13 protein-coding genes are annotated in these 22,141 nt (G+C 63.0%); 1 reads left to right on the top strand and 12 read right to left on the bottom strand.

What is annotated here, in order from left to right:
* Position 1: 1 nt before the first annotated feature.
* On the bottom strand, positions 2 to 370 hold the full coding sequence (locus GJ695_RS15515) for a MerR family transcriptional regulator (protein WP_154366212.1): 369 nt from the start codon (positions 368 to 370) through the stop codon (positions 2 to 4).
* Between the two features lie 67 nt (positions 371 to 437).
* Here GJ695_RS15515 and GJ695_RS15510 point away from each other — a divergent pair, with 67 nt between their 5' ends.
* Entirely contained in the window at positions 438 to 1,667 is a 1,230-nt protein-coding gene (locus GJ695_RS15510) for an NADH:flavin oxidoreductase/NADH oxidase family protein (protein WP_208023409.1), read from the top strand.
* On the opposite strand, the gene GJ695_RS15505 is transcribed toward GJ695_RS15510, so the two are convergent.
* The 11 genes from GJ695_RS15505 to GJ695_RS15455 all read right to left on the bottom strand — a co-directional run bounded on the left by GJ695_RS15505 (position 1,656) and on the right by GJ695_RS15455 (position 22,099).
* Positions 1,656 to 4,430: a glycoside hydrolase family 2 TIM barrel-domain containing protein gene (locus tag GJ695_RS15505; RefSeq protein WP_154366210.1), complete on the bottom strand. Its 2,775-nt coding sequence runs from the start codon at positions 4,428 to 4,430 to the stop codon at positions 1,656 to 1,658. The two genes, GJ695_RS15510 and GJ695_RS15505, sit on opposite strands and share 12 nt — an antisense overlap.
* Positions 4,430 to 6,769 (bottom strand): glycoside hydrolase family 95 protein, encoded by a 2,340-nt coding sequence (locus GJ695_RS15500; RefSeq protein ID WP_154366208.1) that lies wholly within the window; start codon positions 6,767 to 6,769, stop codon positions 4,430 to 4,432. The genes GJ695_RS15505 and GJ695_RS15500 overlap by 1 nt, the downstream gene beginning before the upstream one ends.
* Positions 6,766 to 8,310 (bottom strand): GH39 family glycosyl hydrolase, encoded by a 1,545-nt coding sequence (locus GJ695_RS15495; RefSeq protein ID WP_154366206.1) that lies wholly within the window; start codon positions 8,308 to 8,310, stop codon positions 6,766 to 6,768. The genes GJ695_RS15500 and GJ695_RS15495 overlap by 4 nt, the downstream gene beginning before the upstream one ends.
* Positions 8,311 to 8,312: 2 nt before the next feature.
* Positions 8,313 to 11,180: a glycoside hydrolase family 31 protein gene (locus GJ695_RS15490; RefSeq protein ID WP_154366205.1), complete on the bottom strand. Its 2,868-nt coding sequence runs from the start codon at positions 11,178 to 11,180 to the stop codon at positions 8,313 to 8,315.
* A 19-nt stretch (positions 11,181 to 11,199) separates the two neighbouring features.
* Positions 11,200 to 12,804 (bottom strand): DUF5597 domain-containing protein, encoded by a 1,605-nt coding sequence (locus GJ695_RS15485; RefSeq protein ID WP_229260507.1) that lies wholly within the window; start codon positions 12,802 to 12,804, stop codon positions 11,200 to 11,202.
* Between the two features lie 63 nt (positions 12,805 to 12,867).
* On the bottom strand, positions 12,868 to 15,888 hold the full coding sequence (locus tag GJ695_RS15480) for a TonB-dependent receptor (RefSeq protein ID WP_154366201.1): 3,021 nt from the start codon (positions 15,886 to 15,888) through the stop codon (positions 12,868 to 12,870).
* A 349-nt stretch (positions 15,889 to 16,237) separates the two neighbouring features.
* Entirely contained in the window at positions 16,238 to 17,380 is a 1,143-nt protein-coding gene (locus GJ695_RS15475) for a sugar ABC transporter permease (protein ID WP_154366199.1), read from the bottom strand.
* Positions 17,377 to 18,897 carry a D-xylose ABC transporter ATP-binding protein gene (gene xylG / locus GJ695_RS15470; RefSeq protein WP_154366197.1) on the bottom strand — a complete coding sequence of 507 codons (1,521 nt, stop codon included), beginning with the start codon at positions 18,895 to 18,897 and terminating at the stop codon, positions 17,377 to 17,379. The genes GJ695_RS15475 and xylG overlap by 4 nt, the downstream gene beginning before the upstream one ends.
* A 52-nt stretch (positions 18,898 to 18,949) precedes the next feature.
* Positions 18,950 to 19,954, bottom strand: a complete 1,005-nt coding sequence (gene xylF / locus GJ695_RS15465) for a D-xylose ABC transporter substrate-binding protein (protein ID WP_154366195.1) — start codon at positions 19,952 to 19,954, stop codon at positions 18,950 to 18,952.
* Positions 19,955 to 20,019: 65 nt separating this feature from the next.
* A complete protein-coding gene (gene xylB / locus GJ695_RS15460) occupies positions 20,020 to 20,799 on the bottom strand; it encodes a D-xylose 1-dehydrogenase (protein WP_154366193.1) in 780 nt (259 codons plus the stop codon).
* A gap of 85 nt (positions 20,800 to 20,884) precedes the next feature.
* The gene (locus GJ695_RS15455; protein ID WP_154366352.1) at positions 20,885 to 22,099 is read right to left on the bottom strand and encodes a XylR family transcriptional regulator; all 1,215 of its coding nucleotides are present in this window, start codon (positions 22,097 to 22,099) and stop codon (positions 20,885 to 20,887) included.
* Positions 22,100 to 22,141: the final 42 nt, after the last annotated feature.

Below are 22,141 nucleotides of genomic sequence, written 5' to 3'. Positions count from 1 at the left end.
CTCAGTATTTGGCACACTCATTGCGCGCCCAGCTGGCGCGCAAACGCTCCTCGGCTTCCAGCAGGCCAACGCGCTGCGCCTGCAGCGTTTGCATCATCTTGTCGATCTCGTCGAGCCGCGACGACAGTCCCTGCAACAGACCGTCCTTCAAGCGCTCGCCCTCCAGCGCCATGATGTTGCGCATCGTCTCCAGCGTAAAGCCCAGGCTTTGTCCCAGCACGATCACGTTCAGCCGCTCCAGCACCGCCTCCGGATACTCGCGGTAGCCGTTGGCGCCGCGCGCGGCCTTGGGCAGCAGGCCCATTCTCTCGTAGTAGCGGATCGCCGATGTCGCCATGCCGGCGCGTTCCGCCAATTCTCCTATCTTCATTTCGCTTGACCTTGAAGTTGACTTCAAGCTTAGCATAGCCCATTTCCGATACCAATCAAGGCATGTCATGATGTTCAGCCCACTCACCCTGCCCAATGGCAGCACCATTCCCAACCGCCTGGCGAAAGCCGCGATGGAGGAAAACATGGCCGCTGAAGGCCAGTCGCCCGGCGCCGCGCTGTTTCGCCTGTACGAACAATGGGCGGATGGCGGCGCCGGTCTTATCATCACCGGCAATGTGATGATCGACCCACGCGCCCTCACCGGCCCAGGCGGCGTGGTGCTGGAAGCTTCGACGCCGCTGGAACCATTCAGGCAGTGGGCCAAGGCAGCGCGGCGCCACGGCGCGCAGGTATGGATGCAGATTAATCATCCGGGGCGCCAGGTGATGGCGGACATGGGCGGCAACGCCTGGGCGCCGTCGGCGGTGGCGCTGGACCTGGGCAAGCATAGCAAGTTGTTTGCGCAACCGGTTGCCATGAACGCCGCGCAGATCGCCGAAGTGATCACACGCTTTGCCGACACCGCGCACGCGGCCGAACAGGCAGGCTTCAGCGGCGTGCAGCTGCACGCGGCGCACGGCTACCTGATCTCGCAGTTCCTGTCGCCGCTGGCCAACCGCCGCGACGACGAATGGGGCGGCAGCCTGGTCAACCGTGCCCGCCTGCTGCTAGAAGTGGTGCGCGCGGTGCGTGCAAGCGTGTCGCCGGGCTTCAGCGTCGCGGTCAAGCTGAATTCGGCCGACTTCCAGCGCGGCGGCTTCTCTGCGGACGATGCACGGCAGGTGGTTCTGCTGCTGAACGACCTGGCGGTCGATGTAATCGAACTGTCCGGCGGCAGCTACGAAAGCCCCGCCATGCAAGGCCGCACGGCGGACGGGCGCACGCTGGCGCGCGAAGCTTACTTCCTTGAGTTTGCCCGGGAACTGGCGGCGGTGGCGCGCATGCCGGTGATGACCACCGGCGGCATCGCGCGGCCGGCGGTGGCAGAACAGGTGCTTGCCAGCGGCGTGGCGCTGGTTGGCATGGCGACGGCGATGGCGCAGATTCCCGACCTGCCGCAGCAATGGCGCGCCGGCCATGAGCCTGCGGCCTTGCCGGCGGCCGTGACTTGGAAGGACAAGGGCATGGCGTCGCTAGCCGGCATGGCGCTGGTCAAGCGCCGCCTGCGCGCATTGGGTGCCGGCGGGAGGGCGGCGCGCAGCTATTCGCCATTCATCACGCTGGTGATCGACCAGTTGCGCAAGAACAGACTCACCAGGCGCTATCGCAAATGGGCGGTGCGGTCAGCGGGCTGAATCACCGACCACGATGTCGATGGTGTTCTCCAGCCAGATGCCGAGGTTGGGCGTGCGCGCCTGCTGCGCTGATGGTCCCATTTCGCCAGGCGGATTGAACTTGGTGCCGATCGGAAGTATCGTGTTGAGGAAGGAGATGTCACCGGGTTGGAAGTCGATATGCGTGCCCTTCGGCTCGAAGCCCTCGCCGCTGGCTTCCCTTGGCGTGAACATCCCCAGCGCGATGTCGTCAACGTGGTTGATGAAGGTGATAGGCAGGTTCTTCGTTTTCAGTGTGGCCCAGTAAACCTTGTCGTGGAAACCTTTGAATTCAGGGTAGTTCCATGACAGGCCGGAGACGGTGTCGTTGTAGTCCTTCTGCCAGACATCGAACTCCTCGCCCTGTGTGCGGTTCTTCCACACGCGATACGGGCCGCGCCCCAGCCAACGCATGGACGTGACCTGGCTTTCCGGATAGTCGAATGTCACGCCCAGCGCATCGACATAGCGGCTCCCCTCCATCTGGTAGCCGTAGTTGACGCTGAGCCGCCCGTCGCTGCCCAGGCGCCAGTTCACCTTGCGCAGATTGCCGGTGTATTCGGCCGACACCACCACATCGCCGCCCTCCCGCGCGGCGTGGATATGCTTCAGCTCCGCCTTGCCCGCCACCAGCCGTGGGCCATTCGTCAGCGGCGCCACGACGCCATCCTTTTTAAGTTCACGCAGATAGCCGGTCGCCTTGTCGATGACCGTGCTGAGCGTACCGGCTTGCAGTTGATAGCTGTCCGCCAGCTCCGTCACGCTGGCTGGCGCAGGACCAGCCGGCGCGCGCATCCGCTCGGCCACCTGCTGCGGAGTGGCGATCATCCACGACCACTTGTAGATCTCGCGGCCGTCACGGTCGGTCGCGCTGATGTACAGCGCGTCCTGCTTGCTCCAGTCGCGCGGCAAGGCAATGCTGGCGACGCCGCGCATACCGGCGGCGACATCGGGAGCCTTGATGCTGCCCTGCGCTGTGACGATATGTCCTTCGCCCAAGCCAAGCCGCACCAGCTCCCAACGCAGCTTCAACTGATTGAGATTGGTGAAATCGTAGCGATTCTCCAGCGTGATGGAACCGTCGAATGTCGGTGGTAGCGAGGCCATTTCCGACAACGGCAGGTACAACGGCGACCATATCTTCTTGATCGCAAAGAAGCTGCCTTCCTTCTCACGATACGGCCCCAGTATGCCGTCCGGCGCCAGATTGCCGGCGACATCGATGGCGCCATTGCGGTCATCGCGCACGATGCCTTCATCGACAAAGGCCCAGATAAAACCGCCGGCGCTGAGCGGATTGGCCAGCATGGCATTCCACCAGTCGTTCAGGCTAGCACCGGCGCCTCCATCGTACAAGCCATGCAGGAACTCGGTCGGCATGAACACATCGCGTCCATTGAACAGTGACGTCGCGCAGCAGTTATAAGTCGGATAGTGCGCCGTATCGATGCCGCCGAAATTCTCCCACGGATGAATGACCGGGCGCTTCTGCGCATCCCATCCCGCATACAGGCGATCCAGATCGCGATTGAAGCCGCCTTCGTTTCCGTTCGCCCAGAACAGGATGGACGGATGATGCTGATCGCGCTGGACCAGCTCCTTCACCAGCGGCGTGGCGACGTCGGTATCGTAGGCTTTCTGCCAGCCGGTCAGTTCATCGATTACATACAGTCCTACTTCGTCGGCCACGTCGAGGAAGTGCGGATCGGGCGGATAGTGGGACATGCGCACCGCGTTCATGTTCATTTCCTTCATCAGCCGGGCATCCTGGTAGCTGAGCGCCTTGCTGGTGGTACGGCCCGAAGTCGGCCAGATCGAATGGCGGTTCGAACCTTTCAAGCGCACCTTGTGGCCGTTGACGTAGACGCCATCACGCGGCCGCAATTCCATCGTGCGGAAACCGATGATCCTGCTAACGTCATGTACCACCTTGCCACCGCTAAGCAGCGCGAAGCGCACCTGGTAGCGCTGCGGATTCTCCGCCGTCCATGGCACGATGCGGTCCACGTGGCCGCTCAGGTGCGCCTTGCCATCGACGACATCGGCACGGATCTCCTTGCCGAGCGGCGCGCCGTCCAGCGTGGCGATGCGCGCGCTGACCTTGCCGCTGGTGGCGCCTGCCACAAACACGTCCGCGCTGAAATCGCCGGTGTGGCGCGCATCCAGGCTGACGCGATCGATATTGGTTTGCGGCTTGGCCTCCAGCCATACCGGCCGGTAGATGCCGCTGAACAGCCAGTAATCCGAGCTGCGCTCGGCGCGGTTGACGGATGCATTGGCGGAGTAGCGCTGCACTGTCACTTTCAGCTGATTGTTCTCGCCCTGCTTCAGCAAGCGCGTAACGTCGTAACGGAATTCGTAGAAACCGCCCTGGTGCACCGGTCCGGCCGGTTGGCCGTTGATCTTCACCAGCGTGTCCGTCATCGAACCGCCAAAGACGATGTCGATCTGCTTGCCGCGCCAGTCGGCAGGCACGGTGAACCGGTAGCGATACAGGCCGGTGTTGTCCGGCGCGGGATCTTTCTGCCAATCGTTGGAATAGCGATAGGTGCCAAAGCCCTCCATTTCCCAATTGGACGGCACGGGGATCTTCTTCCACACGCCTGCATTGCGGCCGCCATTGACCTGGAAATCCCAATCGACGCGGTGATCCTTGTCTACGCCGCTCAGATATTGGATCTGTGTCGGTTCGGCGAAACACTGGCTGCTCAGGGCCAGTAAAAAAGCACTCAGCAGCCAATGCATTACAGACTCCTTCCGAGGTGTTTGCTCTCGCCCGGCTTCAGGTTCAGTGGCACGACCTTGTCGCCATAGCGCACCTTGCCCGCACCATCGCCCGCCGTGCGGCGGATGGTGGCGGAGGTGAGTTTGCCGTTGGCCCATGCCAGATCGACTTCATAACCGCCGCGTGCGCGCAGGCCTTTCACAGAGCCGCTGCCCCATGCGGACGGCAGCGCCGGCAGCAAGTGGATTTCGCCGGTCTGCGATTGCAGCAGCATTTCGCAGATGGCGGCGGTGGCGCCGAAGTTGCCGTCGATCTGGAACGGTGGATGAGCGTCGAACATGTTCGGGTAAGTGCCGCCGGCGTTGTTGACTTCCGTACCCTGGCCGCTCTGCTGCGCCGCACGCGCGCCGGGCTTGGCCAGCTGGCCGCGCAGCATTTTGTAGGCGTGGTCGCCGTCCAGCAGGCGCGCCCAGTAAGCCGTCTTCCATGCCATCGACCAGCCGGTGCCGGCGTCGCCGCGCGCTTGCAACGACTTGCGCGCAGCGGTGGCCAGCACCGGCGTTTGCGTCGGCGAGAATTGGCGGCCGGGGAACAAGCCAAACAGGTGCGAGACATGGCGGTGCGTGTCGCCCGGCGTATCCAGCACGTTGTCCTTTTTCTCGGTCATCCATTCCAGCAGCTGGCCCCAGCTGCCGATGCCCGGCGTGGCGAGTTTTTCGCGCATGGCGGCGATGCGGTCGCGGTAGGCGGTGTCGCCCAGCACACCGGCTGCTTCCACCGTGTTGTTGAACAGATCCCAGATGATTTCCTGGTCATAGCTGACGCCATCTTCGATCGGACCGTGTTCGGGCGACCAGCCGAGCGGCGCGACCAGGCGGCCGTCCGGCAGCTGTTTAAGGTAGTCTTCCCAGAATGCGACGGCTTCCTGCATCATCGGGTAGGCGACGGTGCGCAGATAGACTTTGTCCTGCGTGTAGGCGTAGTGTTCCCAGAAGTGCTGCATGTACCAGGCGTTGCCGGTCTTGTTCCACACGTAGCCCATGGCGCCGAAGGGATTCGATTCGGTGCGCACGGTCCAGCCGCGCACCGGTTTGCCGGCCGCGCTGACAAAGGTTTCTTCGCGCTGCACCGCCTCGCCGCTCAGGTCCGGCTGCGACATCTTGACGGATTCAGGATGGGCGATGGCCTGGGCGGCGATGTCGGCCACCAGCTTGCGGTAGACCGGCGCCATGCCTTGCACGAAGTCCAGGAAGGGCCTGGCGTGTTCGGACAGGTTGGCCGGTTCGGCAGGCCAGTAGTTCATCTGGATGTTGATGTTGGTGTGGTAGTCCGAATTCCACGGCGGTGTGAGGCTGTTGTTCCACAGGCCTTGCAGATTGGCCGGCAGCGCACCGCGCGAGCTGGAGATGAGCAGGTAGCGGCCGTACTGGAAGAACTGCGCCTCCAGTTCGGGATCGTTGCCGTCGGCGGTGTAGGCTTCGATGCGTTTGTCGGTCGTCAGCGCGCGGCGTGCCGGCGATGCGGCGCCAAAATCCACGCCCACGCGGCCAAACTGCGCGGCGAAGTCGCGTTCGTGCGCGGCCAGCAGCGCCGACCACGCGCGCGGTGCGTCGGTGGACTTGGTGCGGGCGTCCGCAGCGGCGGCCACTTGCGCTATCACGCGCTGCAGCGGTGGTTCGCCGTGGAAGCGGCGGGATGCGTCGTTGATGTAGCTGGTGCCGGCGCCGAGAATCAACGTGATCGCATCGCTGCCGGTGAAGGTGATCTTGCTGCCCTCCACCGCCAGCTTGCCGCCCTCGTTCAGCACCTGCACCTGGCTGGCGTACTGCATCGCATTCGGCAGAACGCCTGTCGCCGTGATGCGGTCGTCCTGCGCGCGGATCCGCGCATCGTGCATATCGGTCAGTTCGATGGAGCCGGTGTACTGTCCACGCCTGCTGGCGGTCAGCCGCACAGCGATCACCTGAGCCGGATAACTGGCCAGCGCCTCGCGCCTGAACTGAACGCCGTTATGCGTGTAGCTCACCGTATGCAGGCTGCGCGAGATGTCCAGCTTGCGCGCATACGCCGTCGTTCCCTGCTCATGCCCCGGCAGATTGATGTAGACATCGCCAAAGGGCTGATACGCCCCCATCGCCCTGTCATCGCCAGTCCACAACGTGATGTCATTGAACTGCAAACGCTCGCGCGCCAGCTGCCCGAAGATCATCGCACCGATACGACCATTGCCGATAGGGAGCGCTTCCTTCTCCCATCCGGCCGCCGTATCCGGCGCCGGATGGGCATAACGCAAGGTCAGGTCCGGCGCGGCCGATGCACCTGCCGCGACCAGCGCGGCAACCAGCAGCAGCGACTTCATTGCGGATTAATCTTGATCAGCACAACATCGTTGACGCGCATCTTCACCTTCACGCTGGCGGCGCCGGATGCCGGTACACGCACGGTGCTGGTCTGCGGAAGATCAATTGTCAACGCCTGCAAGCGCTCCAGCTGCTTCGGCGTCAGCGTCTTCGGCGATCCCATTTTCAGATAGGCGGTATGCGCATCGTTGGCCTCAAAACCGGTGCGATACACCTTGACCGAATACGCGCCAGGCTTCAGCCCTTTCAGATCGATGCTCACCGGCTGGCCATCGCGCGTAGGCTGCACGGTGGTGTAGAAGCCGCGATTGCTGCGCCCCTGCTTCGGCGTCTGGAAGTCCCATGCCAGCACCTGCACGCCACGGCCGTCCTTGGCCGCATAGCTCTGCGCATCGCCGGTATTGATGGCCGTATCGCCCAACTGATTCAGATACTTGTAAGCGAACCACGACGGCTTGCGTATCCCCTGCGGATTCATCAAACCAAAACCGCCTTCAAACGGCGCGGTCGGCGGCCCCGGCTCCTCAAACAGATCGCTGTAAGTCCAGTAGCTCATGCCCTGCGCGATGCCCTCGGTGGCTTTGAGTTTGCTCAGGATGTACGGCGCGCTGATATAGGAATCGTGCACCGGATCGCGCGGCGTGTAACTGGTGCTCCACTCGGTGAAGTACAGCGGCATCTCGGGATGGCCGGCTTCCGCCATCTCCTTGCGCACCTTGCGCACATCGCCAACGATGGCGTCCGGCGATGGCGACAGCTTGGTGTCGTCCTTGCCATTCTCGTCGAGGAAACCGCCATCCACGCCATAGGTGTGCGTGGTGACGAAATCGACCGCCGCGCCGGAAGCCCTGGCGTGCGCCAGGAACTCCGGCACCCAGGCCGCACCAGCCGTGGACGGCCCGCCGACGCGCAGCGTCGGATCAATCGCCTTGATGGTGCGCGAGGTGATGTCGAACAGCTCGAAATACACCTTCTGATCCGCCTTCTCCCAGAAGCCGTCCAGATTCGGCTCGTTCCACACTTCGAAGAACCAGCTGCGCACTTCCTCCTTGCCGTAGCGCTGCTGCGCGTGGCGCACGAAGGCATCCACCAGCCCTGCCCACTTCTTCGGGTCGGGATGCGAGGTGTTGCCCTTCCAGTAGAAGATGCTCAGGTCCGAGCTTCGCATGGCCAGCGGCGTGAAGCCCAGTTCCACGAACGGCTTGATCCCCATCTTGAGCAAACGGTCGTACAGGTAATCGAGCTTGGTCCAGTCGTACACCGGCTTGCCGTCCACTTCCTTGTAGGTGCCCAGCACGTCGTGGAAAACGGCGTGGAAGCGGATGTAACGGAAGCCCAGTTCGTCCCTGGCGGTCTTGAGCTGCGCCAGGCTGTCGTCACGTATCAGCGTGCCCGGATAATCCGAGCCTACCGACAGATCGGCGAAACGGTCGCGCGGCGAGCCGGCATCGGCGGCGTCCACCGAGATATGACGGCTGTCGGCGGCGACGGCCGCCGACGCGCTCAACGCAAACAACACAGCTGCGGTCAGAGTCTTCATGCTTAACGCTTCACAGTAATCGCTTTGCCCTCGTAGCTGACAGTCCTGTCGGCCACGTCGAAGTTATCCGTGCTTGAAACGCCGGGCTTGATGAAGCGTACCTTGAACTGGCGCTTGGCCACCATGCCCTTGAACTGGCCGGCGCGCTCGCCGATGATGACGACGCCGGTCTTGTCATTGTAGCTCAGTGGAATACGGCTGGCCTCACCGCGCAGGTAGCCGTTGCTGACGCCATCATCCTCATACAGGCTGAATTTTCCGTCGGCGCCGGTGTAGACCACCAGCGTGATCGGCGCATCCGGTTTCTCGTCCACGTACTGCGTCACAGGACCAACCGGCAGGATGGAGCCGGCCTTCACCAGCACCGGCATGCGCGTTTCCGGCGCCTTGACGATCGCCGTGCTGCCGCCCTTGTGCAGTTCGCCGGTGTAGAAGTCGTACCAGTCGGTGCCCTTCGGCATGTAGACGCTGCGTTCGCGCGCGCCGTAGACGTACACTGGCGCCACCAGCATGTTGTGGCCGAACAGGTACTGGTCCTTGATGTCCTTGACCGCATCGTCGCGCGGGAAGTCCATCACCAGGCCGCGCATGATGGAGCCGGACTCGTAGTGCGTCTCGGCGGCGGCCGAGTAAATATAAGGCATCAGGCGATAGCGCAGCTGGTCGTACCAGACCATCGATTCGCGCATCGGCGAACCTTCCGGCGAAATCTCGTGGATCTCGCGCTTGACCACTTCGCCGTGGGAGCGGAACAGCGGCGAGAACGCGCCGAACTGGAACCAGCGCAGATTCAGCTCGCGCCACTCTTTCAAGTCCTCCGGATTACCCTGCTTGATGCCGGTGCTGCGGTTCTCCTGCGCCGAGCCAACATCGCCCAGCTGGAAGCGCGTCTCCTGCGCATAGCCGCCGATATCGTGCGTCCAGTTCGGGATACCGGACATCGAGATGCTGACGCCCGCCGAGATCTGGTCATACAGATTGTTCCAGCGGCTCGCCGTATCGCCGCTCCACACGGCGGTGCTGTTACGCTGGATGCCGGCAAAGCCGGAGCGCGACAGGATGAACTGGCGCTTCTCCGGCTGATCCTTGGACAGGTGCGAGTAGAAGCCTTCCGTATGCACCAGGCTATACGGATTGAAGGTGATCTCGCCGCCGCCATACACGGTCGGTCCGATCAGCTTCTTGAAGTCGGCGGGACGGGTATTGGACAGCACGTCCGGCTCGGTGTTATCCATCCACCAGGCGTCGAAGCCCAGGTCCACCAGCTTCGGCTTCATCTGGCGATAATAGATGTCGCGCGCTTCCTTGGTGTACGGGTCGTAGTGGCTGTTCTTGTAGCCTGGGCCTACCCAGTCCAGCGCGCCGTTTTCGACATTCTTGGTCCACATATACCCCTTGGACGCCAGCTCCCTGTAGTTGTCGGTGTTCGAATAGAACTTGCCCCAAATCGAAATCATCACGCGCGCGTTGGCCTTGTGGACTTCATCCACCATCGCCTTCGCATCAGGGAAACGGGCCTTGTCGAAATCGTGCGAACCCCAGCCGTTCTCCGGCCAGTAGAACCAGTCCTGCACCATGTTATCGACCGGCCAGCCTCGCTTGCGGTACTCGCGCAGCACGCCCAGCAACTGCTCCTGCGTTTCGTAGCGCTGGCGCGACTGCCAGAATCCGTAGGCCCACTTCGGCATCATCGGCGCCTGCCCGGTCAGCTCGCGGTAACCGGCGATGACGTTATCGATGCTGTCGCCGTTGATGACGTAGTAGTTGATGCTCTGAGCGACTTCCGACGAGAAGGTCAGCGAGTGACGCTCGTCCTGGGGCAGCGGATCGTTGTGGGTGATGGCGACCATGCCGCCGCTCGGCTTCCATTCCAGGTGCAGCTTGACCGGCTTGTTGGCCTCGAACTTCACCTCGAAGTTGTGATACCACGGATTCCAGCCCTGGCGCCACACGTCCATCACCTGCTTGCCGTCGACATCCAGCTTGGCGTAATCCGACGCATACAGCTGCAGCTTGTGCACGCCCGCCTTCGGCGAAGCAAACGCGCCCTCCCACACCACCTTCAGGTTGGCGGCCTTGGGATCGACCTCTTTCGGCCAGTTCTCGGCCACGTCCTTCAGGTACTGGTAGGCGATATCCTTTTCCTGGCGTGTGAGCACCAGCTTGTCGCCGATGTAGTAGCGCGCGGTCAGGCCGCCGGCCTTGCCGTCGGCGTCGGTCAGTTGCAGGTCGCGGCTCAGCCACGCATACGGCCTGGCGTCGCCGAAGCGCGAGATCGAATTGTTATCCCACAGGACGCCGTAGTTTTTGTCCGAGACCACGAACGGCACGGCGATCGCCATATTGTGCTGCATCAGCAGCACGTCTTCGCCGTTGAGATTCATCTGGTGATTCTGATGCTGGCCCAGGCCGTAGAAGGCGTCCCTGGTGCCGTAGTTGAAGCCCTGCTTCACCGCCAGGAACGGCTTGCCGTCGATATCGACCGGCGCCATGCTCTCCGCCTGCTGCGTCAGGAACGCCTTGCCGGCAGCGTTAAAGAACTGCACCTGGCCGGTGGCCAGCGACACCGCCACCGAAATCTTCTTCGCCTTCAGCGTGACCTTGTCCTTGCCGGATGCGCCGACGCTGAAGTTACCGCTAACAGGAGCGGCCACCGTCATCAGCGATGGAGTGAGCGACTTGCCCGGCTGGTCCAGCTTCACCACATGGATGATGTTATCGGCCATGACTTCCAGCCGCACTTCTTTCGCCGCACCGCTGTCCGGCTTGACCACCACGCCGGTGGCGGTTTTCTCAAAAGTGCCGGCCATGGCGTGGCCGGACGCGATCACGGCCAGGCAGGCTGCGTGAGCGATCGTGTTGATACGCATAGTGTCTCCGTTTTTTTATTTAGTATGTACCGAGCTTCACCTTCAACACCACCGGATTGCCGGTCAGGTTGAGGCCATAGTCGGTCTGGTCGCCATTCCAGTTGCGCTCCATGATCCATTTGCCGGCGGCGTCGTAGTGCCCTTCTTCCACGCGCGCCCACATGGATGGCTTGCCTTCCGCATGGTCGATCTTCACGCGTGCGCGCTGGCCGATGATGACGAATTCATTGTCGCCGATCTGCGCGATCGATACACCGCCGTTGGGAATCTCGGTCCCCGCCGGCAGGTCCGTGACCTTCTTGAAGTATTCGCGCTCGCCGAACTGCCACTCGCGGAACGAGATGGTGGCCTTCCAGCCCTTCATGTCGAAGGTCTGCGGCTGGCGGTCATCGCCTTCGGCCACGCCGTAGGTGCGGCCCTCAAACGCCCACCTGGCCCACTGGCGCTCCATAGGACGGAAGGCGGCGTAGATTTTTCCGAACGGCTCCACCATGGTCTTGTCGATGGCCTTGTGACCAAGCGGGAAATTGCTGTAGTCCGCGTAGTCGATGCCGAACGGCGAGAAGCCGATGGCGCCGCGGCCCAGCACCAGGTAGGTGTAGCGCACGTATTCAGCGGCGTTGCTCATCTCCGGCACCATCAGCGGATTGTCCTTGCGCTGGAACAGGTTCATCGAGGCGGTGAACTTTTTCCAGTCCGGGCCATAGATGTCCGGACCGGCAAAATCGATGTGCGGCGCGGCGGCGCGGTAAATGTCGATCACGTCGTAGTTCGGGCCACCGCTGGCGAAGTTGTCCTTCCACGGCATGACCGGGTTCTCGGTCGAATCGCGCTGCGAGTTATTGACGTACATCGGCAGGTTGTAAACCGCGCGGCCGGCCTTGGCGATGTCCTCGATGTAGCTGGCGATCGAATAGGCGTGGAAGTATTCGTCGGCGTAGTCGCCGTAGACCTGTTTCCAGGTGCCGGTTTTCGCCAGCGGCACCAGCGGCTTTTTATGATCCAGCACCACTTGCGGCACCGGCTGATTGAACAGCGCTTCCGCCGTCGGCGAAAAATCGCGCACGAAGCCGTAGGTGCCGACTTCGTTCTCGACCTGCATCATGATGACGGTGCGCTGTGCTTCGTCGATTTTCTTGATATGGGCCATCAGCGCGACAAACGCCTTCTTGTCGGCCTTCAGCGTCTCTTCGCCTTGCGGCGACAGGCAGTAGGTCAGCTTGCCGTCCTTGGCCACCATGCGCGGGAAGCGCGCGTTGTTGAACTTGACCCATTCCGGCGTGTAGCTTGGGCCGGTGTTCTTCCAGGTGCCGAACCACAGCAGCACCAGCCGCACCTTGTTCTTGCGGGCTTCCGCCACCAGCGTGTCGACGTAGCTGAAATCGAACTTGCCTTCCACCGGCTCGATCTGCTCCCAGGCCACCGGGATTTCGAGGGTGTTGGCGTGCATGTCCTGGACGGCCGCGAAGACCTTGTTCAGGGCCAGCGGGTAATTGCTTGAATTCTGCGCCTGGCCGCCAAGAACCACGAACGGCGCGCCGTCCACCATCAGGGCGAAGCGGCCGTCCTGCTTGACGATCTGCGGTATCTCGGAGGCGGCCGCCGCGCCAGCTGCGGCCATCATTAAACTGATTACGGTAACAAGCTGGCGGGCGGTATGCTTCATCTATTCAAAGCCTTTCGAGAGTTAGAAGTCGTAGCTCAGTTTCGCGACCACGCGGCGGCCGGTCTTGAACCATGCGCGTCCCATCATACCGATATTTTGCTGCATCAGCTGCTTGTAGGTCGAGTCGGTCAAGTTCTGCGCTTCCAGGCCCAGTTGCACCTTGTCGGTGAATTTGTAGAACATCGACGCATCCAGCTGGCCGTAGGAATCGGACCAGGTAGGCAGGCCCCAGGCGACGTTGGTCTGGCCGTAGGTCGGGCTGGCAGGATTGGTATCCAGGCCGTCCGTGCCCTGGGTGCCGTTGACGTTGACCGCCTGCAGCGCTTTCGAACGCCAGTTGTACGCCAGGCGCGCCGAGACCTTGCCTTTGTCGTACAGCAGCGCGAGGTTATACGTCTGGCGCGACAGGTTTTCCAGCGGCAGATTGCCGAAGGTGGTGCCGTCGGTGTCGCAGCCGTTCAGGTTCAGGTTGACGTTGTCCGCCGTGTTCCCGCCGGTGCAGTACTTCTGATACACGGACTTGTACAGATCGCGCTTGCTGTCGACGAAGGTGAAGTTGGCCTGCACGCCCAGGCCGGACAAGGCGCCTGGCAGCTGGTCGAAGTACTGCTGGAAGGCGACCTCGAAACCGCGCGCGTAACCCTTGGCGCCGTTGACCGGACCGGTGACGGTAAAGTCGTGCAGCTTGCCGCCGGTGTCAGGCAGCTGCATCACGTAGGTCTGGTTGACCACGATATCTTTCAGGCGCTTGTTGAACACCGTCGCGGTGAACGATCCGGTCGGCGCGAAGTACCATTCCATCGTCGCGTCGAGCTGCTTGGAGGTGGTCGGACGCAGCATCGGGTTGCCCGTGCCGGTGCCGGTCAGGCTGACGCTGTTGACCGTGGTGACGCCGTTGGTGGGATTGTTCGACGTGCTGGCCGTTTCCGACAGCGTGGTGTAACCCTGCAGCTGCGTGAAATCCGGACGCGACAGCGCCGACGCGGCGGCGAAGCGGAACTGCAGCTTGTCGCTGACTTTGAGGCGCAGGTTCAGGCTAGGCAGGAAGTTGTGATAATCGTTCTCGTAGTCCTTGACCTGCGAGAACGGCAGGATGTTCGGCACCGCCACGCCGGCCAGGTTGCCGCCGGTCGGCGCGGTCGAGTTGAACACCGTGTAGCCGCGCGCGCTGGAATCGGTCTTCACGTAGCGCAGACCGAGGTTGCCGTCGACCGGATACTTCAGATTGTCCCAGCCGAAGCGCAACTGGCCGTACAGCGCCTTGGTTTTCTCCGACTGGTCGTTGGTGCCGGCGTAGTTGTCGGCGCCGAAGGTCGCCTGCTGCCAGGCCGGGCACGCGCTGGCGGGACCGTTTTCCTGGCACAGGATGTCGTGATAGGTGTGCAGCTGGGCATAGCTGCCCGGGAAGCCTTGCGCCAGCGAGACGTTCGGGAAAACCACCGCCGGCACGGACACGCCGCCATTGAAGAAATTGTCGAACGAGTGCAAATTGGTGCTGCCGCTGAAGCGCGGGTCGCTCAGGTAGGCCAGGTGCGGAATGCTGCCGGCGCCGGTGCCAACCTGCCATGGCTGGCTGATGGCGGCCCAGTTGTAGTTCGGGTTGGAGTTCTGCGTCACCGCATCGCGGTCGGTCAGGCGCACGCCGAAACGCACGTCGCGCAGCACGGGATGATCGAAGTCGTATTTGACGTCGGTACGCCACGCGGTTTCATTCGCCTTGCTCTGGTCCAGGTGTTCCATGGTGAACGCCCAGTAGTAGTTCGCCGGGTTGGCCAGGTAGGCGCGGTCGGCGTCGGTGAACAGGATCTTCGGCACGTTGCCGGTCAGGTCCAGCTTCTCGCTCGGCATGGTGACGCCGGTGGCCACGGTGGAGTCGACGCTGTGGGTGTCGGCCTTGATGTGCTGGACGTCGGTGGTGACGGTCCAGTTGTCACGGCGCCAGCGCAGGTTCCACGACAGGTCGGTGGTGCTGGACTTGCGGTTCGAGGTGCGGGTGTCGTCGCCGAAGTTGATGCCGCCGTCGGCCGGATCGGTCAGGGTGCCGGTCAGCAGCGCGCCCTTGGAGTTGAAGGTCGCGTCGGGCGAGACCTTGATGTTGTAGGGGCTGGACTGGGCGAAGATCGCCTGCTCGTCCCACTGCATCTCGTACTTCGATTTGAAGTAGGTCAGGGAGCTGGACCATTCGTCCTTCTTCCATTGCAGCGCGCCGTATGCGCCTTCGCGCTTGCGGTTGAATTCCAGCGTGCGCCATTGCGCGCCCTTCGGCACGTAGACGGTCTTGCCGCTGGCGTCCTTGAGCGGGTAGTAAGGCTCGACCTGGAAGGCGTCGGTGCGGGTGCCCGACTCCGAGTAGGCCAGATCCAGCAAGGCGCCGACTTCGCCGACCGGCGTTGTCCAGCGGTCCGACACCAGGCCGGAATACGACGGCGAGGTCTTGCCCTTCTTCAGTTCCGACCAGGTGCGGTCCGCCGACAGCGAGGCCTTGAAGCCCTTGTAGTCGAACGGCATGGCGGTGCGCAGGTTCACCAGGCCGCCGACGGCGCCTTCGACCTGCTCCGCCGATGGATTCTTGTAGATGTCGACGCCGGCCACCAGTTCAGGCGGCACGTCGCCGAAGTTCAGCGAGCGGCCGCCGTTGGCCGAGAACGAATCGCGGCCATTCAGCTCGGAGCGCACGTAGCTCAAGCCGCGGATCGACACGCCGGAACCTTCCACCGAGAAGTGCTCCGGATCGCCCTTGGCCATGGTGCGGTCGATGGTCACGCCAACCACGCGTTGCAGCACCTCGGTCACCGAACGGTCGGGCAGCTTGCCCATGTCTTCGGCGACGATGGAGTCGACGATTTCATCGGAATTCTGCTTGATCTTCTGCGCCGACTGCAGCGCCGCGCGCTGGCCGGTCACGATCACCGCGACAGGTTCACCGGCGGGGGCGTCGGTGGTTTTCGGTGCGTCGCTTGTCTGGGCCACGGCTGCGCCGCTCAGCATCATCGTCATCTGGGCCAGGCCCAATGCGATTGCCGTTTTTTTGAACTGTTTCATCTGTGCTCTCCAAAGTTATACGAATTTTTCATAGCTCTCTGGCTATTTGGTATTGGCATTTCTCGTTGTCTGTGGGGGTGAAGGAAAATTCAGGGCGAGTCAGTCCGCCGGCGCTGAACAGCGCAATCGTTTTGTCGTCATTGATCTTCGTCTCGCTCGTCTGTATTTTTTTATCGCTGCTGCCTGCCGGCGGGGTGCCAGTGCGCGCGAATTTGAGCCATTGTGCAAGTTACACAATTGAGTCGCAATTGCGAAATTCACCAATCAGGCGAATGATAATCAGCAATCGTCGCGCCGATCATACAGATGCGAGGCCCGCCGCTGCGGGCCCCGTAAGTAAAACGCTTAATCAGCGGCGGCCGGAGCGCGTCGCCACATCCACCCACACCGCCAGCGTCAGGATCGCGCCCTTGACGATCATCTGCCAATACGTATCGACATCCAGCATCGACATGCCGTTGTCGAGCGACGCCATCACCAGCGCGCCGATCAAGGCGCCGTACACGGTACCGGAGCCGCCGCGCATCGACGTGCCGCCGATGAAGCACGCGGCGATCGCATCCAGTTCGCCCGAAGTGCCGGCCGACGGCGAGCCTGCGGCCAGGCGCGCGGTGTTGAGCAGGCCGGCCAATGCGCACATCAGGCCCATGATCCCGAAGATCCACAGCTTCACCGCCTGCACGTTGATGCCGGACAGGCGCGTGGCCTCCATGTTGGAGCCGACCGCGTAGATGCGCCGTCCGAACACCGTCTGCGTGGCGACGTAGCTGAAGATCCCCAGCAGCACCAGCAACAGCAGCACCGGCAGCGGAATGCCCTCGTACTCGTTGAGCGTGGTGACGAACGCGAACAGCACCACGCCGATGGCGGCCAGGCGCAGGCCATGACGCCACATCGCCGGCACCGGCAGATTGTGGCGCGCGAGGTTCACGCGCTGGCGCCAGATCAGCACAGCGGCCAGCACGAACAGCGCCACGCCCAGCGCCACGCCGATCTGCGGCGGCAGATAGCCCTGCCCGATCTGCACCATGGAGTCCGACACCGGCGCCACCGTCGCGCCATCCGTCACACCGAGCACAATGCCGCGATACGCCAGCATGCCGCCCAGGCCGACGATGAACGACGGGATGCCCGCATACGCCGTCAGGAAGCCGTTGAACAGGCCCAGGGCCAGGCCGCATGCCAGCACCACCGCGATCGTCGCCGGCAGCGGCATGTGGTGCGTCACGTCCAGCACCGCCGCGATGCCGCCCAACAGGCCGAGCAGCGAACCGACCGACAGGTCGATCTCGCCGGCGATGATGACGAAGGCCATGCCGCACGCCACCACGCCGGTCACCGCCATCTGGCGCATCAGGTTGGACAGGTTGCGCGGCGAGATGAAGCCGCCCTCGGTCTTGAAGCTGAAGAAGGCCCAGATGATGGCGATGGCGATCAGCAGCGCGAGGATTTTGTATTGCGTGAACAGCTGTTTGATTTTGGTCGGGTTCATTGATGTAGCGCCGCCGAGAGCAGCATTTCCTGAGTCAGATTCTGATTGACGAAATCGCCGCGCAATTCGCCTTCGCCCATCACCAGCACGCGGTCGGACACGCCCATCACCTCGGCCAGTTCCGACGACACCATGATGATGGACATGCCCTGGCTGGCCAGCTCCAGCATCAGCTTGTAGATTTCGAACTTGGCGCCGACATCCACGCCGCGCGTGGGCTCGTCGAGGATCAGCACCTTGGGCCGCGTCAGCAGCATCTTGGACAGCACGGCCTTCTGCTGGTTGCCGCCCGACAGCGCGGTAATCGGCAGGAACGGGCTGGCCATCTTCAGGCCAAGGCGCGCGACTTCCTCGCTCACCGTTTTCAGTTCGGCTTCGCGGTCGATGCGTGTAAAGCGCGCATAGCGGCCCAGCACCGACAGCGTGATGTTCTGGCCTACATCCAGGTCACGCACGATGCCATGCTGCTTGCGGTCTTCCGGCACCAGCGCCAGGCCGTTGCGGATTGCCTTCAGCGGCGTGGAGGTGTCGATCTTCTCGCCCGCCAGCCACACCTCGGCCTCGCTGTCGCCGGGATAGGCGCCGAACAGCGCCGACACCAGCTCCGTGCGCCCCGCGCCCACCAGGCCGGCGATGCCGAGAATCTCGCCCTTGCGCAGCTGGAAGGAGACGTTGTTCACCTTTTTGCGTTCCGGCTTTTCGACGTCGTAGCAGGTGACATTGCGCGCTTCGAACACCACGTCGCCGATGCCGCGTTCCAGCTGCGGATACAGCTGGCTCATTTCTCGTCCCACCATCTGCGCGATGATCTGCCGCACGTCCATCTGTTCCATCGGCGTGGTGGCGATGTGCCTGCCGTCGCGGATCACCACGATGGTGTCGCAGATCGCCTCCACTTCATCGAGCTTGTGCGAGATGTAGACGCAGGCCACGCCCTTGGCCTTCAGGCCTCGGATGATCTCCAGCAGCACCTGGATTTCGGACGCCGTCAGCGAAGACGACGGCTCGTCGAGGATCAGCAGACGCGCGTTCTTGTTGAGCGCCTTGGCGATTTCGATCAGCTGCTGGTGGCCGCCGCCGTAGTTCGATACCGGCAGCACCACGTTGACGTCATCGAGCTTGAGTTCCTTCAGCAACGCGTCGGCGCGCCGGTTCATGGCGGGATAATCCATGCGGCCGCCGGGCAGCGTGAGTTCGTTGCCGAGGAAGAGATTCTCGGTCACCGACAGTTCCGGCACCAGCATCAGTTCCTGGTGGATGATGACGACGCCGGCCGCTTCGCTCTCGCGGATCGACTGCGCCATGAGCGGCTGGCCGTCCAGCAGAATTTCGCCGTCCCAGGTGCCGTGCGGGTAGACGGCGGACAGCACTTTCATCAGGGTCGACTTGCCGGCGCCGTTTTCGCCGCACAAACCAATGCACTCACCCGGCCTGATTTTCAAGTCGATGCCGTCGAGCGCGGGAACACCGCCAAATTTTTTGACGATGCCCTTCATTTCTAGCAAATAGCCGGACATGGGGATTCTCGCAGAGGTGAAAAAACGGGGCCGGACGGCCCCGTTGCAGCGCTTACTTGGCCGCCAGCTGGGCCTGGGTATAGAAGCCGTCCTTGATCACGACATCGATGTTCGCCTTCGTCAGCGCGATAGGCTTGAGGAACACCGAATCCACTTCCTTGAAGCCGTTGTTGTACTTGGCATTGAAGGCCGGCTTCTCGCCGCGCACCAGTTGCACCGACAGCTTGGCCGCTTCCGACGCGATCAGCTTCAGCGGCTTGTACACGGTCAGCGTCTGCGTTCCCGCGATCACGCGCTTGACGGCCGCCAGATCGGAATCCTGGCCCGACACGGCCACCTTGCCATCCAGCTTCTGCGCAGCCAGCGCCTGGATCGCGCCGCCGGCGGTGGCGTCGTTGGAGGCCACCACGGCGTCGATCTTGTTGCCGTTGGCGGTCAGCGCATTTTCCACGATGGACATCGCCTCGGACGGGCTCCAGTCCTTCACCCACTGCTTGCCGACCACCTTGACGTCGCCCTTGTCGATCAGCGGCTGCAGCACCTTCAGCTGGCCTTCGCGCAGCATCTTGGCGTTGCTGTCGGTCGGCGCGCCGCCCAGCAGATAGAAATTACCCTTCGGCTTCACCGCCAGCACGCCCTGCGCCTGCAACTGGCCGACCATGTTGTTATCGAAGGAGATGTAGGCGTCGATGTCCGCGTTGAGAATCAGGCGGTCGTAGGAAATGACCTTGATCTTGGCTTTTTTAGCCTCGCGCACGGCGTTGGTCAGCACGGTGGCGTTGTACGGCACGATCACCAGCACGTCCACGCCACGCGAAATCAGGTTCTCGATCTGGGCGATCTGGCGCTGCTCGCTGGCGTCGGCCGACTGCACGAACACCTTGGCGCCCTGCTGCTCGGCGGCGGCGACGAAGTAGTCGCGGTCGCGCGCCCAGCGCTCCAGCCGCAGATCGTCAATGGAAAAGCCGATTTTAGGGTTCTTGGCGTCGGCCATGGCGTTGCCGCCGGCGAAAGCCATCATGACGGCGATTGCTGCCGTGCTCAGTAATTTCTTCATCAATTAAGTCTCCAATTATGCTGCCGAGTTCTATGCCCAACTAAACATTGCACCGCTATGTTACATCACGCGCCGTACCACCCCGCGTCCACATAGTATTCGCGTCCCGAACAGCGCGCCGCACTGTCGGAGGCGAGGAACAAGGTCAGCGCCGCCACGTCGGCGATTTCCACGCGGCGCGGCAGGCATTGGCCGGCCAGCATGCGCGCTTCCTCGTCCGGCGTATGCCACAGCGCCTCCTGGCGCGGCGTGCGCACGCCGCCGGGAATCACGCTGTTGACGCGGATGTTGTCGCGCCCCAGATCGCGCGCCATGCCGCGCGTCATGCCCTCGATACCGGCCTTGGCGGTCATGTACAGGGTCAGCTCCGGCAAGGCCAGGTGCCAGGAGATGGAGCTGAAATTCAGGATCACGCCGCCGCCCGCCGCGCGCATGCCCGGCGCCACGGCCTGGGCGCAGAAGTACAGGTGACGCAGGTTGACCGCCATGCGGTTTTCCCAGTACGCCGGCGTAACGTTGGCAATTTCGTGACGGTCGTCGTTGGCGGCGTTGTTGACCAGGATGTCGACGGCGCCAATGCGCTCGAAGATCTGGGCCACCTTTTGCAGATCGGTCAGGTCGCACGGCACGAAGGTCGGCGGCGTGGGCAGCGCGGCCAGGCTGGCCGCCAGTGCGCGCGAATCCTGTTCGGCGATGTCGAGGAAGGTGACCAGTGCCCCTTGGCGCGCGAAGGCTTCGACGATGCCGGCGCCGATGCCGCTGCCGCCACCGGTGACGACCACGCGCTTGCCGGCGAGGCTGGGATAGATGGCCTGCTCGCGCGGCGTGTTGTAATGTTTGTCCAAGGTCTGTTCTCCAAAATAGCTGGAGGATTTTGACCCGACTAAACATAAGCCGCAATTACGAAAATCACCAATCGCGGCAATGATATTACGCCGCCAGCTCCGGCGGCGGCAGCGCCGAGCCGTCGTCGACGATGCCCAGCATGGCACGGTCCTGATAGGTGCGCGGCGTGCATCCCAGCTCGCGCTTGAACACCGCGTGCATGTACTGCACCGACGTAAAGCCGCAGCACAACGCCACCTCGGCGATGCTGCGCTCACCGCGCGCCAGCATCGAGGTCGCGGCGTCGAGCTTGAAACGCAGGATCACGTCATGCACGCTGCAATTGAGCTCCTGGCGGAAGTAGGACTCCAGCGACGAGCGTGAAATGCCCACGTACTCCGCCACCTGGTGCGTCTTGATGCCCTGGCAGGCGTACTGGCGGATGAAGTGGCGCGCGCGCATCACGTGCGGATGCTTGGGCGCCTCGTGCTGCGTCGAGGCCAGCACGTTGATGCCGACCGGCGGCACCAGCACCCGCGTGCCGCTCATGCGCACGCCGTGCAGCATCTGGTCCAGCAGGTGGGCGGCGGTGCGGCCCATCTCCTGCGCGCCCTGGATCACGGAACTCAGCGGAATGCGGGTCAGCATGCGCGCCAGCGGATCGTTGTCGATGCCGATCAGCGCCACCTGCTCCGGCACCGCGATGCCGGCCATGATACAAGCCTGCATCAACTGGCGCGCGCGCGCATCGGTGACGGCGATGATGCCGACCGGCTTGGGCAGGCTATGCAGCCACTGGATCTGCTGCTCCACCGCCTCATCCCACGACGGCGCGCTGGTGCCCAGGCCGCGATAGATGTGCGGCTCCATCTTGTCCTTGTCCATCAGGGCGCGGAAAGCGTGCTCGCGCTCCTGCGCCCAGCGGTTTTCCTGCGCCTCCGGCAGCGAGAACATGGCGAAGTGGCGCAGGCCAGCCTCGATCAGGTGATCGCGCGCCATCTTGATCAGCTTGAAATTGTCGGTGGCGACGTAGGGCACGTCCTCCGGATAGGCGGCCTGGTTTTCGTAGGAGCCGCCCACGGCCACCACCGGCACGCGGCTGCGCGTCAGCGCGGCGGCCACCGCCGGATCGTCAAAGTCGGCGATGATGCCGTCGCCCTGCCAATGCTCGATGCCCGGCAGGCGCAGCCGGAAGTCCTCCTCCAGGAACAAGTCCCAGGTCGCCCGCGTCGAGCTCAGATACGCGGCAATGCCCGCGATAACCTCGCGGTCAAAGATCTTATTTGCATTGAACAGCAGCGCAATCCGGTGTGACTTCATCTGCATATCGACTTTCCCGCTCCAGGACGTATGTGGCCTTCT

Source organism: Duganella alba, assembly GCF_009674495.1.
GTDB lineage: Bacteria > Pseudomonadota > Gammaproteobacteria > Burkholderiales > Burkholderiaceae_D > Rugamonas > Rugamonas alba.
This window is presented reverse-complemented; position numbering and strand designations above follow the sequence as displayed.

What these genes read in the sequence shown, in the direction of transcription:
- GJ695_RS15490 (WP_154366205.1), bottom strand. Translation starts at nt 11,180, where the DNA reads ATGCGTATCAACACGATCGCTCACGCAGCCTGCCTGGCCGTGATCGCG.
- xylG (WP_154366197.1), bottom strand. Translation starts at nt 18,897, where the DNA reads ATGTCCGGCTATTTGCTAGAAATGAAGGGCATCGTCAAAAAATTTGGC.
- GJ695_RS15515 (WP_154366212.1), bottom strand. Translation starts at nt 370, where the DNA reads ATGAAGATAGGAGAATTGGCGGAACGCGCCGGCATGGCGACATCGGCG.
- GJ695_RS15475 (WP_154366199.1), bottom strand. Translation starts at nt 17,380, where the DNA reads ATGAACCCGACCAAAATCAAACAGCTGTTCACGCAATACAAAATCCTC.
- GJ695_RS15480 (WP_154366201.1), bottom strand. Translation starts at nt 15,888, where the DNA reads ATGAAACAGTTCAAAAAAACGGCAATCGCATTGGGCCTGGCCCAGATG.
- GJ695_RS15495 (WP_154366206.1), bottom strand. Translation starts at nt 8,310, where the DNA reads ATGAAGACTCTGACCGCAGCTGTGTTGTTTGCGTTGAGCGCGTCGGCG.
- GJ695_RS15505 (WP_154366210.1), bottom strand. Translation starts at nt 4,430, where the DNA reads ATGCATTGGCTGCTGAGTGCTTTTTTACTGGCCCTGAGCAGCCAGTGT.
- GJ695_RS15510 (WP_208023409.1), top strand. Translation starts at nt 438, where the DNA reads ATGATGTTCAGCCCACTCACCCTGCCCAATGGCAGCACCATTCCCAAC.
- GJ695_RS15485 (WP_229260507.1), bottom strand. Translation starts at nt 12,804, where the DNA reads ATGATGGCCGCAGCTGGCGCGGCGGCCGCCTCCGAGATACCGCAGATC.
- GJ695_RS15500 (WP_154366208.1), bottom strand. Translation starts at nt 6,769, where the DNA reads ATGAAGTCGCTGCTGCTGGTTGCCGCGCTGGTCGCGGCAGGTGCATCG.
- GJ695_RS15455 (WP_154366352.1), bottom strand. Translation starts at nt 22,099, where the DNA reads ATGAAGTCACACCGGATTGCGCTGCTGTTCAATGCAAATAAGATCTTT.
- xylF (WP_154366195.1), bottom strand. Translation starts at nt 19,954, where the DNA reads ATGAAGAAATTACTGAGCACGGCAGCAATCGCCGTCATGATGGCTTTC.